The sequence below is a fragment of the Clostridium sp. UBA5988 genome, from assembly GCF_002435615.1.
In the GTDB taxonomy this organism is placed as follows: domain Bacteria; phylum Bacillota; class Clostridia; order Clostridiales; family Clostridiaceae; genus Clostridium_J; species Clostridium_J sulfidigenes.
In genome coordinates, this window is sequence record NZ_DJBA01000030.1 from 94,775 (window position 1) to 108,933 (window position 14,159).

Below are 14,159 nucleotides of genomic sequence, written 5' to 3' on the forward strand. Positions count from 1 at the left end.
AATAAATTAATAATCTGTTTATTTTAACTTTTTATATATTCTTTTAGGTATAAGTTTTGTAATTTTATTTGGCAGTGAATTTAAATCGGACTTTTTAACACCACCTATAGATATTAACACTATTCCGTAGGCTCCAGCAGATAATGCTATACTTATTAATGATGCAAATAAGTTTAATATATAACCACCGAAAATTAATCCTAGAACTCCATTAAATATCTTATATGAGAAAAATGTTACTATCCCCATAGCTAATCCAGCTATTAAAGGTTTTATATAACAAGGAAGCAAGTGTATCCTTCCGTCAATAGAGTCATTTATTTGCCACTGGAATAATATAAGCATTACTAAATAACAGGCTGCATTACCCCAAATAGCTCCAAGGATTCCAAAGGAAGGCATTGCTATTAATATATAATTTACAACAACTTTAGCTAAAATTCCAACTACAGAAAATATAGTTACTACGTTTACCTTACCCATTCCCTGCAAAATAGAAGTTTGAACTAATGTGATAGCATATAGGATTAAAACCCAAGCTCCCCATATTAATAAGGGTGATACCTCTTTATCATAGCCTAGGATTCTTAAAATAGGCATAGATAGAACTCCTAATCCCACAGCACAAGGTATAGCTATCATAAAAGTAACCCTATAGGAAGATTTAATATTAAATCTAAGACCTTTTTTATTATCTAGGGCATGGATTCTAGATATGGCAGGAACAAGAGCAATAGCTAGAGCCCCAATAATTGCCATAGGAATTGACATAAGAGTGTTGTAAAGACCTAAATATCCCCATTGAAGATTCACAGTTTCTTGACTTAATCCTGTAGATAAAAGTCTAGACTTTACAATTTTTAAGTCTACTATAGTTCCTGAGTTTTGCAGTGCAGAAGCTATAGTTATTGGAAATGCATATTTTAATATGGATTTAATAATAGTTTTATTGCTTAATCTACTTACCCCTGCTTTGTTCTTTTTAGGGGCGTGATTAGATCCATACATTTTATATGCTAATATAAAGTATAAAGATGCTCCAATAGCTCCAACCACTGTACCTATAGTTCCTCCAGCAGCTCCATAGTATACACCTTTTCCCATGAGTAAATAAGCAAATAATAAACTAAATATTATATTTAGAATTTGTTCGCCTACTTGGGATACTGCAGTGGTAGTCATATTTCCAATACCTTGAAAATAACCTTTGTATGCACCCATTATTGAAGTAAATAATAATGCTGGTGCAAGCCATCTAGTTGCTAATATTGATTCAGGGCTATTAAAAGCTAGACTTAAGGGTTTTGCCCATATAAACATAATTATGGATAGGATAAGCCCTAAGAGTATAAGTAAAGTTCTAGATGCTCTAAAGGTTTTTATTGCATCTCTATAGTTTCCCTTTGCTTCAAGTTCCGATACTAACTTTGCAATGGCTACAGGTATACCTGCATTAGCTATAATATATATATAAGAAAAAATTGTATATGTAGAATAGTATACTGACCAACCTGTTGATCCTAAAATTTGCTTAAGTAAAGGTGTATAAACTACCGATAACACCTTTACTGACATCATAGATATGGTGAGTACCATAAAGCCTTTAGCTACAGAGTTCTGAGCCCCCTCAGTTCTGTCATTCATATTACCCCTCCATTAAAACTTAAACACATCATTCTTTATCTTCTTTAATACTGGTGGTAAAGATTCTGCTATAGTTTTATTTTTCATATATTCAAGCTCCTCTGAGTTTGATTTAAATATTACTTTATATGCATATAGGAATTGAAAATCTAAACCGTATCTATTTACAAAGAAGCTGTTAAGCTTTTTATCTCCATATTTAGAATCTCCAACTATAGGATTTCCTAGCTCTGATAAGTGAGCTCTTAATTGATGACTTCTTCCAGTAAGTAAGTTAATTTCTATTAGGGAAAAAGTACCACAACTTTGAATAGTTTTAACTTCCATAGCAATTTCTTTACTGTTTGGAACTTCAGTCCTATATACCTTAGAAATATTTGCATCTTCATTTTTTAAGATATATCCTGTATAGGTTCCGTCCTTTATTCTTCCTTGTACTAGAGCCATATAGTATTTTTCAATACTTCTTTCTCTTATAGCTTCATTAAGAGCCTTTAGATATTTGAAGTTTTTTCCGAATATAACTACTCCAGAGGTATTTCTATCCAACCTATTGCATGGAGCAGGAGTAAAAGTTACTTCTTTTTCGGGTTCATAATCGCCCTTGTCATAGAGATAAGATAAGGCATAGTCTGTTAAAGTTGGTTCCCCATTCTTTGTATCACTATGAACTAATAAATTAGGCCACTTTTCTACCATAAGTATATTTTCATCTTCATAGGTAATTTTAAGATTATTTTCTATTCTTTCAAATTTCTTTTTTTCACCACTAGTCTTTATATATCTTATTTCTATGGTGTCTCCTTCTTCTAAAACATATTGTTCTTTTATTTTTTTACCATTTACTCTAATGTCACCTTTTCTAAATGCCTTATATATAGCACTTAAAGGTACATCCTTTAGTAACTTTCTAAGGAATTTATCACATCTTTGACCGGCTTCATTTGAACCTATTTGTATATTATTCATATTGTCCTCCAATATTTCTTTCTTATAGTTTGTTAAGATAGTTTACAGCCATATTACAATGAACTGCTACTCCTATTTGTAGACATTCCTCGTCTATATCAAATTTACTACTATGCAGAGGATAGATTATTCCTTTTTCAAGGTTTCCACATCCTAATTGATAAAACATAGCTGGAACCTTAAGGGAAAAGTATGCAAAACTTTCTACACCCATAGTAGGTTCTCTTAATATTTTTACCTTATCTTTTCCTAATAGAGCTACACTATTATCATAAAATAAATTATACATAGCATGGTCATTATATAAACATGGATAACTCTCATCAATAGTAATTTCACAGGTACCTCTTAAACTTTCTACCTGCATGGTTACCAATTCTTTTAATCTTTTTTTCATGTATTCCCTATCCTCTAGGTTCATAGTTCTAATTATACCAGTTATAGTAACCTTATCTGGTATAATATTGGCTGCTGTACCTCCATTTATAGTTCCTATAGTTATTACCCCTGGTGATACTGGACTAGTCTCTCTACTTACTAATAACTGTAAAGCATTTATAACCTGAGATGCAATTACTATAGGGTCTATCCCTTTATGGGGACTTGCACCATGAGAACTTTTACCACAAATAGTAATGGTAAAAGGATTTGAAGCAGCATAAGCTACCCCTTCCTTAAGTCCAATAGTTCCCACCTCAAGACTTTCATCTACATGACATCCAATTATTGCATCCACATGAGGAGCTTCTAATGCTCCTTCTTCTATCATAATCTTAGCTCCACCAGTAGTTTCTTCAGCAGGTTCAAAAATAAACTTTACGTTTCCTTTTAACTCTTTTCTATGGTTATTTAAAAGTTTAGCTGCTCCAAGTACCATTGTCATATGAGCATCATGGCCACAGGCATGCATTTTTCCATCCATCTTAGAAATATAGCAGTGACTATTTTTTTCATGGAGAGGTAGTGCATCCATATCACATCTTATAGCTATAGTTTTTCCATTACTACTATCTGCTTCTCCATATATAGTAGCTACAACACCTGTACCTGCGCAAGAATAAAATTCTATATTCTCATTCCTCAAGAAATTTTTTATTCTATCAGAAGTTTTATATAAATCAAAATCTAACTCTGGATTTTCATGAAATTCTCTTCTTATATAAATTAATTCTTCACTTATTTGTTTAGCTTCATGGATAAAGTTCATCTGAAACCTCCTTACTGATAATTATATATTATATACAAATATACAAAAAAATAATAGACTTGAAGTCTATTTAAGAGAAGTCTTAACTATATTGTACTTCAAACCATTATATAACAGAAAAGCTTTCCTTTCAATATTATAGTAAAATATGTTTCAGCTAAGTAAAATATCACGGGTCATTCTCTACAATATATGTCAATTAATTTGCAATCCTTCTTATAGTCTATAACTATGAATATATGTAACATTATATATATGCCTATGTATAATTATCACTAGGAAACTAGTTAAATATATACCTATACTAATATTAAACTATAGAACTATTTAACTAGTTAACTAGTTGTACTCATAGTCAGGCTTTGGGGTATATTAAGTTTTTAAAAAGGTTTAATTTAAGTCATTAAATAGCCTTTTCTTTAAATTAAATCTATAAACACTCTTACCCATAATATCATCTATTTTAATAGCTCCAATACTTCTGCTATCTAAACTATATTCTCTATTATCTCCCATGACAAATATAGAATCACTAGGTATTTTAATAGTCATATCAGGATATGTTTTTACACTATCATCTAAATAAGGTTCTTCAAATAGTTCACCATTTATATATACATCACTATTCTTAATCTCGATTGATTCATTAGGCAATCCGATTACTCTCTTAATAATATTTCTGTTCTCCAATTTTACAACTACAATATCACCTCTATCATAATCATCAGTAAATTGTTTGTATTTTTCTAATATAACCTTATCATGAGATTTATTTAATGTTGGGTACATTGATATTCCTTCTACTGTTATTATATCAATGACAAAGACTCTTATCATAATTACTAAAACAAATACAAGAAATATCTTTAGGTAATCCTTATAATCTTTTTTCATATAATATATCACTCCTTAATAGTACAATCATCATCAATAGATTAATATGTCTCTCGGTAGGTTTAATATAAAAATTAAGGATTAACAAATGGTAAAGCTTTAATTTTTATATATTTAATTATTATTTTGTTTAATGTTATTTACGATAACTCTATCAATCTGAAATATAATAACAAATGTTATAATTGTGACTATATAAGTTATAATTGTGTCATTCTTCTGAAATTTACTTATATCTTTGATAACCTTAATTATTATAGTTGCTATAGTAGAAGATATAATAGCAAGTATAAAGGTATGAAGAAATGTTAAAGATTTATTACTTTCTTTGTTCATAATACCCCTCCTAATATATTTTATATATTTTATCATGTAAAATATATAAAATATACAGAAATTCCTAAAAGCATATATATGATACATAAAATTACAAATATATGTATTGTTACTATAATATATTTATTTCACTAAACTATGTCTATATACCCTAGAAAAGGATGAACTACTCTTCAAAAACCTCTATAAGCCCATTGGTTACAAGGACATCAAAGTCAAATTTTCTCTCCAAATCAGAGAATTTAATAGAGATATTACTTTCTTCTAAGGCTGTTATTGTACCTGTTCCATAGAAGTTATGGGTTACAGTTGTTCCAACCTTAAATTTAACTCTTTCTAGTATCTCTTCTTCTAACTGGCACTCACATAGAAATTGAGATTTATTTTTCTTTTCACCTCTTATAAATTGGGGGAAAAGAAATATTAAGTTGTTAATAGCTCTAGTAACGCCTACATAGAATAATCTTCTCTCTTCCTCTATATCATTATTTTTATAGGGAATAGCTCCATCTACTGTGTTAATCATAAATACCGTATCAAATTCCATTCCTTTAACACCGTGAATAGTACTAAGAATTACGCCTTCATTTTTATCCTTATTTCTAGAGCTAGCTTTCTTTGTTTCCTCTTCTACAGTATTTACATGTTCTAAGAAGTCTTTAATAGTTTTAAATCCCTTCACGCTTTCTTTAAACTCATTTAACACATTTTCTAGATCTTCTATGGAAAATTTATATTTCTGTGCATATTCCACTAGATGTTTATGATACATTAAGTCTCCTATAATAAATTCTACGGCAGAAGATAGTGAAATTCTATTTAAGCTAGAAATATCCCTTTCAAGTTTATCTAATATTTTTAATTGAAACACTGGAGTACTATCTAAGTTTTTTAATTTAGTAAAGATACTGCCTAAGCCATTGTTCTTTTTTAATTCTTCTATACTATTTTTACTTATATACCTATAGGGTTTATTTATTATTCTAGTAAAGCTATCCATGTTTAGAGGATATATGCTTAACTTTAGATAAGCTAATATGTCTTGGCATATGAAGTGAGAGAAAAAATTATATTGTCTATCTAGTAAGGTAAAGGGAATTTTCTTTCTAATAAAACTATCAATTATACTTCTACTTTCTATATTAGTTCTATAAAGCACTGCAAAGTTATTAAAGTTATTATCATCACTTTCTTTTACCTTGAGAATATAATCACTTATATATGTACCTTGAGCTGTTTCATCACGAACCCCTTGAGCCTTTATTATTCCATCATCAGTTTTATTGGCTCTGATATCCTTTGAGGTTCTAATCTTATTATTTTTTATAGACTTCATTGATAATCTTACTATATTCTGCTTTGACCTATAATTTGTAGATAGATATAAGGTTTTACCTTCTTTAAATATATCTTTAAAGTTTACTATATAGGATGGATTAGCTCCTCTAAAACTATAGATGCATTGGTCCTCATCCCCTACTACAAATAAGTTATTATCCTTATTTAAAAGCTTTAATATGTCCACTTGTACATCATCACTATCTTGAAATTCATCAACTAATATATGTTTAAATTGATTTTGATATGAATTTAATATGGAGCTATTCTTAATAAATAAATCTCTACACATTAACTGTAGATCTTCAAAGTCAAGGAGGGATTTTTCCTTTTTATAAGATTCATAGAAATTTACACAGTTTTTTAAAAGCTCTTTATCGATTTGATTATTTCCATCTCTATTATATTCTCCCTTGCACTTATAGATGGATATGGCATTTACATATTCCTTAACTCTATCTTCACTAACATCCTCCACATAGGCAGTTAAAAAGTTTTTTACTACTCTATAACTTTCAAAGGGCTCTATTATATTAATTTCTCCATAATAGGACTTTAGTATTTTATAGCAAAGTCCATGAAAGGTTCCAAAGAAAGGACTTACCTTATTTTTATCTATGGCTAGGAACCTATTTCTCATATTAGTTGCTGCTGCCTTGGTGAAGGTTATTATAACTATATTTTTAGGGGATATGTTTTTATGATTTATAAGCTCATAAACTCTATTTACAATAACTACAGTTTTCCCACTTCCAGGACCTGCACTGACTATTATATTTTCATTTGTACAGTTAATGGCTGTTAACTGTTCTTCACTTAAAGTGTTATTTTTGTTTCTTATCATAATATAAATCTTTCCTTTTACATACTTTCAATTTAATAATATTACCATATTATTTGTCCATATACTATAGAAATGAAAGTTTTCTTATGGTACGATATATAGGATGTAAATGTTAACCTATGGAGATTTTATAAAAATTTATGGTTTATATAAGTGAGGAGAACTAAAAATGGATACAATTACTAGACTTGACCTAAGAAGCCAAAGAAATCTTACCATGTTAGTAGATTTTTATGAGCTTACAATGGCTAATGGTTATTTAAATACTGAAGCAGATGATACCATAGCTTATTTTGACATGTTTTTTAGGAAAATTCCTGATGGTGGTGGCTACTGCATAATGGCAGGAGTTCAACAATTAATTGAATATTTAACTAATCTTAAATTTACTGATGAAGATATAGAATATCTAAGGAGTAAAGCCTTATTTAGTGAAGAATTTTTAAATTATTTAGCTAACTTTAAGTTTAGTTGTGATGTATGGGCTATTCCAGAAGGTACCCCAGTATTCCCTAATGAACCACTTGTAACTGTAAGGGGTCCAGTAATGGAAGCTCAGTTTATAGAAACTATGATACTACTAACAATAAATCATCAAACTCTAATTGCTACTAAAGCTGCAAGAATTTGTGAAGCTGCTAGTGGTAGACCTGTAATGGAGTTTGGTTCTAGACGAGCTCAAGGCTATGATGGTGCATTGTATGGAGCTAGGGCTGCAATTATTGGTGGATGTAATGCTACTGCTTGTACTATGGCAGATGAATTATTCAATGTACCTGTAACTGGAACTATGGCTCACTCTTGGATTCAGCTTTTTGATAGTGAATATGAAGCTTTTGCAGCATGGGCTAAAACTTATCCAGATAATACTGTACTTTTAGTAGATACATATAACGTTCTAAAATCTGGTATTCCAAATGCTATTAAGGTTTTTGATGAAATCTTAAAACCTATGGGTAAAAGACCTAAGGCTGTAAGAATAGATAGTGGTGATATTGCATATCTTTCTATGGAAACTAGAAAAATGCTAGATGAAGCTGGCTATGAGGATGTAAAAATAACAATTTCTAACTCTTTAGATGAATTTATAATTAAAGCTGTTCTTGAAAATGGTGCTAAAATAGATAGTTTTGGAGTTGGTGAAAGATTGATCACTGCGAGAAGTGAGCCTGTATTTGGTGGTGTTTATAAGCTTGTTGCCATTGAAAAAAATGGAACCATTATCCCTAAAATTAAGATAAGTGAAAATGTAGAAAAAATCACAAATCCAGGGTTTAAATCTCTTTATAGAGTTTATGATAAGAAAACAAATAAAGCTATTGCAGATTTAATTGCTTTAAATGATGAGAATTTTGATAATAATAAGCCTTTGCAGTTGTTTGATCCTAACTACACTTGGAAGAAAAAAAGAATTAAAAATTATAATATAAAAAATCTCAGGGTACAAATATTTGATAAGGGTAAATGTACTTATGAAAGTCCTTCTGTAATGGAGATAAGGGAATTTTGTGGTAAGGAAAAAGCTAGTCTATGGTCAGAGATAAGAAGATTACAAAATCCTCATCAATACTATGTAGACTTATCTAAAAACTTATGGAATTTAAAAGAATCATTATTACACGAATACTCTTCAATATATGAAGAATAATATCAATATACTATCTATGAAGGGTATGATATCTATTGAATAAGAAACTTAAAATAAAAATTTCTAATGATGCCTTTGATTTTATTGTTAAACTACTGGAATTTCATGATGAATATGATTGTATAGCATTAAAGGAACCTGAAAATGGTGGATGTTGTAAAAATTCTAAGGTTGATATAATTTTAGATAATACCATTAACTACAATGTTATTGAAGATATACAGGGGTTAAATATTGCTTATAGTGAAGATTTGTCTAGTAACTTTAATGAAATAATTATTGTACTGAAGAAAGATTCTCTCTACCTAAAGGCAACACCTTCGCTTACTAATAAATCTAAGGGCTGTGGTGGATGTGGATCAAAGTCAAAGGATTGCACATCATGTTCAGGGTGTAGCATGAAATCAAAATAGTTAATAAAAAATCTCCTAGCCTAGGCTGGGAGATTTATATGTTTATTGAAATATACTAAATAACACACTTGGATTAGTTTAATTTGGTTGGAGTTTAATATAGATATTATGTTATAAAAAATCCATATTAAAAACAATTTAATTATAAGTAGCTGTCTTTGTATAAAAGAGATATAGGTAACGACTTATCCTCCTTGTACAAATCATAATCATAGAGATTTTTTATTTTGCTCCCCTTGCTGCTAAGCTCTTTAAAGGGGCACTTATTATTATTTTCAGCCCAATTATAAAGGGCACAGTCCTTTGAACACTCTACATACTCATCATAAGTTGATAAAAAATCACACTTAACCAAGCATACCACCCCCAATAAATACACATTTAATACCCTAAATTATAAATGAGAATTTTCACAAAATAAAGTATTTTTAGTGGATTTATTGAGAGGTTTTCTATATTTAAGAATTTTCGAATATATTTAAAATATAATTATAATATTTTAAAAAATGATGGAGTTGTACTACAATTACTAAAATATATATATAAATTTATCCTATGAAAACTACACTTATGTCAATACTTATATTTTTATGTCCTATATTTCTTTGAGTATTATGGATATTCAAACTATTATCTTCTTTTTTTGATATATGATTTTTAAGGTTAATAATCTTTTCACTATCAATATTCATTATTTTTTCATATATAGGAAGTAGCTCATTAGGAATCTTATTATTTAAGCCTATATTAATGACTGCTATTTTTTTTATTCCATAAATACAACTTAACAAATCTTCATTGTCAGTGATATAATGAGAAAATTCAGTAAACTCGTCCAATAAGTGGCTACAACCATATAAATCTAGTTCGGATATAGTTGAGGGTCTTTTTTTGCCCTCTTTGAAATCTAAATCCCCTACTTCCTTGTTTAATATGGTACCACCTTTTTCTATGACAGCTTTTTCTAAGTTTAAATCATTTAACTCTAAACAATCATCTATTCTTACTTGAGTTCCAATATCTATATGATACATAATAAAATTTTTAGCTTCTTCCTTAGATCTGACAAGAATACTGTGAATACCAATTTCCTCAAGTTTATTCATCATATCTTGTATTAATATGTTTACAGAAGTACTATTTACCATACATATTACACCTCCTAAGGCAGTTAAATATTTTCTTTACTTATTTATATGGATGGAATTACTATTTTATGATATCAATGAAAGATTTTATAATATGAGCTGTAAAACCCCAAATTACATAATTATTCCACTGATAAAAATATTCATCTAATACCCCCTTTGAAAATTTATAATCCTTACCTCCGTTTATTAAATGAAAGGGAAATCCATCTTGATTTATTGGGCCAATATCCATTTTATATAGTAATGGTTCTGTATCAATAAAAAATTTTATTGGTACCTTAAATATATGATCAACTTCACTTGTATTAAACTTAATATTATTTGTATTAAGTTTAGCAATATAGGGACGCATTATCATATGGTATGGTGATAAGAAATAATCCATTTCACCAATAACTTCAAAATCTTCTTTTTTAATATTCATCTCTTCCATGGTTTCTCTTATTGCAGCATCTCTAAAAGACTCTCCTTCTTCAACCTTTCCACCAGGTAGACAAACATCTCCAGGCTGACTATTTAACTTTTTAGCTCTAACTTGAAAAATTATATAAACCTCATCGTCTATAACCTGTAAAAGAATCATCACTGCTGCTTTTTTCATAGATTGTATAGATATGGACTCCCTATCTTTAAAAATATCATTTATTCTATCAATATTTATATTTGTCATCAGTTCACTGCTCCTTCTAAATATCTTATATATAGCATACCACAATATTAGATAATAAAAATATAACATATTATTAATAACATATTTTTTCTTTGTCCTTGTTGAAAATTACAGTAAATGTTATACTAGATAGGACTTATTTAATTCTAAAATATAAAATTGGAGAGATGACTTGTGAAAAAGAGAATTTTATCATTATGGGTATTTTTTACTTTAGTATTTACCTTTTCTTTCTCAACTATAGCCATTGCAGAAACTCAACCTGAAATCGTTGGTACTTCTGCTATTGTTATGGACTTAGAAACAAAGGAAATAATCTATTCTAAAAATATCGATGAAAAGAAACAACCAGCCAGTATTACTAAGCTGATGACTGCTTTACTATTAGCTGAAAATAAAAGTAAAACCGATTTACTTACTTATCCAGCTGCAGCCTTAGAAGAAGATCCTTATTCTTATGGACTTAATGTTCATCCAGTAACACCTGGAGATACATTTACCGGTAAAGATGCTATGGACATACTACTTCTTTATTCAGGTAATGATATTGCTTATATGGTTGCTGAAAATGTTGGTGGAACAAAGGAAAAGTTCATTACAATGATGAATGAAAAAGCTAAAGCTTTAGGTATGACCAATACTAATTTTGTAACACCTAATGGCCTTGATGATAACACTGATGATCACTATACTACAGCATATGATTTATCCCTATTATTAAATGCAGTTTACAGTAATGAGTGGATTAGAGAAACTATGTCTAAAAAGGAATCAGAAGTAAAATCTACTAATGGACCTTCATCAATAGTTGAAAATAGAAATAAACTTATAGGTGTAGATGGAAACATTGGTGGAAAAACTGGTTATACAGAAAAGTCTGGAAGATGCTTAGCAGCTTTATATGAAAGGAATGGACATACTTTAGCAACAGTAGTATTAGGTTCTGATTATAATTTCCCAGTAGACACTCAGGTTTTTGAAGATACTACAAACCTAGCCAATTATGGCTTTAATGCAGAAAAAGAAGTCTTCAAAGCTAAGAACACTGAAATTTCAGAAGTTACTATGGAATATAAAATTTTACCTCTTATAGGACCTAAAAAAGCAATTAAAGTTCCAGTTACTATTCATGAGGATATTTCATTATATCCAACAGACTTAGAACCGGAATTTAATGCTGAAGTAGGTAAGATAAATATTTGGACTTTAAGTAAAGATAAATCTATTGGTAAAGCTACTGTTAATATAAAGGGATATAAAAAACAATATGATATATATTCTGGACTATCTAATATGGATATAATAAAAAGCAATATCCTATATTATGTATTAGCTCTATTAGTATTAATAGTAATAGCATCTTTAGTAATACTAATAATATCTAAAATAAACAAAAAACGCAGAAAAAAAAGAAATCGTATATATAGATAGTTTTAAAGATTCCCTATTTTAGTATTAATCATAGGGAATCTTTTATATGTAAATATTTGTAATGTTATATAGGGTATGTTTTTCTATTTCTAATTAAATTTATATATGTTATAAGTTAAATTTAAATTTTACACTTTTTTATTTTATCATACTCAATTATGACAATGATACTTATGATTATTTTTTGCGGTAAACACCTAAAATACTAAATAAACTTTATAATGTCTTCAATTTTATCTATTATATAATCAGGATTATGTGCTTTAATCTTTTCTATGTTTAATGCAGTATAATTTACTAGGCAAGTTTTTGCTCCTGCATTCTTTCCGCATAATATATCATTATGGCTATCTCCTACCATTATAGTTTCACTAGGGTTAACTTTTAAGACTTCACAAGCTTTTAACACTGGTTCACCATCTGGCTTATGTTTCCTACTATCTTCTGGAGTAATTATTACATCAAAATATTTCTCTAATTCAAAACAATTAAGTCCTCTTAAAGCCGTTCCCCTTTTTTTAGATGTAACTATTGCTAATTTTAGTCCCTTATCTTTTAGCTTTAGTAGTCCATCTTCCACGTGATCATAAGATTTTATGTATTTATCATGGCAATTAAGACAGTATCTTATGTATTCATCAACTAATTCATCAGCTCTCTCTTTATCATATTCACTCAATACATCTTTAAGTGGTATACCAAAGGATTCTACAATTTCTTCCTTTCCTATATTTAATCCTAAATAATTATTTAATACATAATTAAAGGAAGTTAATATTAATTCATTGGTATCTATTATTGTACCATCTAGGTCAAACAGTATTGCTTTAATCATATCTTTCTACTCCTTATCTATAAGTAATTTTAGTGGTACGTACCACTTTGAATAACTAAATCCATGGTTATCTCTATATTCACCCTTTAAATCCTTCACCATCACTGTAGCTCTTTTATTAATATTGCTAATTATTCCTTCATACAATATACCTTTGTATTTAAATTGAACAACTTGTCCTTTAACAAATGAGTTATTTATGGTCTTATTTAAGGCATCTTTACTCTTTAATATTTCATGATAACTACTTGTATGTCCAAATAAATTAAAGGCTAGATTCTTAAATCTTTCACCTTTACAATTAGAGCTTCCATACTCACTAAATTCTATGACATGGCAAAGCTCATGCTCTAAAATAAGCATAAGAGCTTCTAGTGCATCCTTAGCTTCTATTCCACATACAACTTTACTTCTATTATCTTCTATATATTCTTTTATGACTCTATTACTTATTCTAATCTCATAGGTACATTCTCTTCCTCTTTTTGAAAAGATAGTCTTTCCACCACTTGAAGTCATCCTATTGGATAAGGATACTTTAATACCCTTTGGTATAGCATTAACTAAATAACCCTTTAATACATAACCATCGTATATATCTATAAGGTTAGAAATGTTTTCTAATGTCAAAATATCTAGAGAATTTAGCACATTAATTTTATGTCTTCTGCAAAAATTTTTCTTTATAAAATCTCTCATATTCACTTTATTATTTTTGTAAACTTTAGTGTCAATCATTAAGTATGTACTACCTTCCTTAAATAGATTTTTCTATAAAA

At 28.9% G+C, this 14,159-nt stretch carries 14 protein-coding genes; 3 read left to right on the forward strand and 11 right to left on the reverse strand.

Annotated features, from left to right (window positions below):
- Nucleotides 1-18: 18 nt before the first annotated feature.
- The 6 genes from B3J31_RS08135 to B3J31_RS08160 form a co-directional block, all read right to left on the reverse strand.
- A complete protein-coding gene (locus B3J31_RS08135) occupies nt 19-1,644 on the reverse strand; it encodes an oligosaccharide flippase family protein (RefSeq protein WP_150845499.1) in 1,626 nt (541 codons plus the stop codon).
- A 12-nt stretch (nt 1,645-1,656) separates the two neighbouring features.
- Nucleotides 1,657-2,613, reverse strand: coding sequence for an RluA family pseudouridine synthase (locus B3J31_RS08140; protein ID WP_346867232.1), 957 nt, complete (start codon nt 2,611-2,613; stop codon nt 1,657-1,659).
- A 22-nt stretch (nt 2,614-2,635) separates the two neighbouring features.
- Entirely contained in the window at nt 2,636-3,820 is a 1,185-nt protein-coding gene (locus B3J31_RS08145) for a M20 family metallopeptidase (protein ID WP_346867231.1), read from the reverse strand.
- A gap of 390 nt (nt 3,821-4,210) precedes the next feature.
- The gene (lepB, locus tag B3J31_RS08150; RefSeq protein WP_346867230.1) at nt 4,211-4,714 is read right to left on the reverse strand and encodes a signal peptidase I; all 504 of its coding nucleotides are present in this window, start codon (nt 4,712-4,714) and stop codon (nt 4,211-4,213) included.
- A 114-nt stretch (nt 4,715-4,828) separates the two neighbouring features.
- Entirely contained in the window at nt 4,829-5,050 is a 222-nt protein-coding gene (locus B3J31_RS08155) for a hypothetical protein (RefSeq protein ID WP_346867229.1), read from the reverse strand.
- Between the two features lie 166 nt (nt 5,051-5,216).
- Nucleotides 5,217-7,232, reverse strand: a complete 2,016-nt coding sequence (locus B3J31_RS08160) for an ATP-dependent helicase (protein ID WP_346867228.1) — start codon at nt 7,230-7,232, stop codon at nt 5,217-5,219.
- Nucleotides 7,233-7,401: 169 nt separating this feature from the next.
- Between B3J31_RS08160 and B3J31_RS08165 the strand changes: the two genes are divergently transcribed.
- Together B3J31_RS08165 and B3J31_RS08170 are read left to right on the forward strand one after the other, a co-directional pair.
- Nucleotides 7,402-8,880, forward strand: coding sequence for a nicotinate phosphoribosyltransferase (locus tag B3J31_RS08165; protein ID WP_346867227.1), 1,479 nt, complete (start codon nt 7,402-7,404; stop codon nt 8,878-8,880).
- 35 nt (nt 8,881-8,915) lie between these two features.
- On the forward strand, nt 8,916-9,293 hold the full coding sequence (locus B3J31_RS08170; protein WP_346867226.1) for a hypothetical protein: 378 nt from the start codon (nt 8,916-8,918) through the stop codon (nt 9,291-9,293).
- Between the two features lie 142 nt (nt 9,294-9,435).
- Here the strand turns inward: B3J31_RS08170 and B3J31_RS08175 are convergent, their stop codons facing one another.
- From B3J31_RS08175 to B3J31_RS08185, 3 genes are all read right to left on the reverse strand, one after another.
- Nucleotides 9,436-9,648, reverse strand: coding sequence for a hypothetical protein (locus B3J31_RS08175; RefSeq protein ID WP_035131397.1), 213 nt, complete (start codon nt 9,646-9,648; stop codon nt 9,436-9,438).
- A gap of 193 nt (nt 9,649-9,841) precedes the next feature.
- Nucleotides 9,842-10,441 (reverse strand): hypothetical protein, encoded by a 600-nt coding sequence (locus tag B3J31_RS08180; protein ID WP_346873855.1) that lies wholly within the window; start codon nt 10,439-10,441, stop codon nt 9,842-9,844.
- Nucleotides 10,442-10,502: 61 nt separating this feature from the next.
- A complete protein-coding gene (locus tag B3J31_RS08185) occupies nt 10,503-11,114 on the reverse strand; it encodes a CoA pyrophosphatase (RefSeq protein ID WP_346867224.1) in 612 nt (203 codons plus the stop codon).
- Between the two features lie 174 nt (nt 11,115-11,288).
- Here B3J31_RS08185 and B3J31_RS08190 point away from each other — a divergent pair, with 174 nt between their 5' ends.
- Complete coding sequence (locus B3J31_RS08190; protein WP_346867223.1) at nt 11,289-12,545, forward strand: D-alanyl-D-alanine carboxypeptidase family protein; 1,257 nt, start codon at nt 11,289-11,291, stop codon at nt 12,543-12,545.
- 205 nt (nt 12,546-12,750) lie between these two features.
- On the opposite strand, the gene ppaX is transcribed toward B3J31_RS08190, so the two are convergent.
- Both ppaX and B3J31_RS08200 read right to left on the reverse strand, forming a co-directional pair.
- Nucleotides 12,751-13,380: a pyrophosphatase PpaX gene (gene ppaX, locus B3J31_RS08195; RefSeq protein ID WP_346867222.1), complete on the reverse strand. Its 630-nt coding sequence runs from the start codon at nt 13,378-13,380 to the stop codon at nt 12,751-12,753.
- A 6-nt stretch (nt 13,381-13,386) separates the two neighbouring features.
- A complete protein-coding gene (locus B3J31_RS08200) occupies nt 13,387-14,118 on the reverse strand; it encodes a hypothetical protein (protein WP_346867221.1) in 732 nt (243 codons plus the stop codon).
- Nucleotides 14,119-14,159: the final 41 nt, after the last annotated feature.

Bases quoted from the DNA above. Each gene is read 5' to 3' on its own strand.
- B3J31_RS08160 (WP_346867228.1), bottom strand. From the start codon at position 7,232: ATGATAAGAAACAAAAATAACACTTTAAGTGAAGAACAGTTAACAGCC.
- B3J31_RS08140 (WP_346867232.1), bottom strand. From the start codon at position 2,613: ATGAATAATATACAAATAGGTTCAAATGAAGCCGGTCAAAGATGTGAT.
- B3J31_RS08135 (WP_150845499.1), bottom strand. From the start codon at position 1,644: ATGAATGACAGAACTGAGGGGGCTCAGAACTCTGTAGCTAAAGGCTTT.
- B3J31_RS08145 (WP_346867231.1), bottom strand. From the start codon at position 3,820: ATGAACTTTATCCATGAAGCTAAACAAATAAGTGAAGAATTAATTTAT.
- B3J31_RS08185 (WP_346867224.1), bottom strand. From the start codon at position 11,114: ATGACAAATATAAATATTGATAGAATAAATGATATTTTTAAAGATAGG.
- B3J31_RS08200 (WP_346867221.1), bottom strand. From the start codon at position 14,118: ATGATTGACACTAAAGTTTACAAAAATAATAAAGTGAATATGAGAGAT.
- B3J31_RS08165 (WP_346867227.1), top strand. From the start codon at position 7,402: ATGGATACAATTACTAGACTTGACCTAAGAAGCCAAAGAAATCTTACC.
- lepB (WP_346867230.1), bottom strand. From the start codon at position 4,714: ATGAAAAAAGATTATAAGGATTACCTAAAGATATTTCTTGTATTTGTT.
- ppaX (WP_346867222.1), bottom strand. From the start codon at position 13,380: ATGATTAAAGCAATACTGTTTGACCTAGATGGTACAATAATAGATACC.
- B3J31_RS08155 (WP_346867229.1), bottom strand. From the start codon at position 5,050: ATGAACAAAGAAAGTAATAAATCTTTAACATTTCTTCATACCTTTATA.
- B3J31_RS08180 (WP_346873855.1), bottom strand. From the start codon at position 10,441: ATGGTAAATAGTACTTCTGTAAACATATTAATACAAGATATGATGAAT.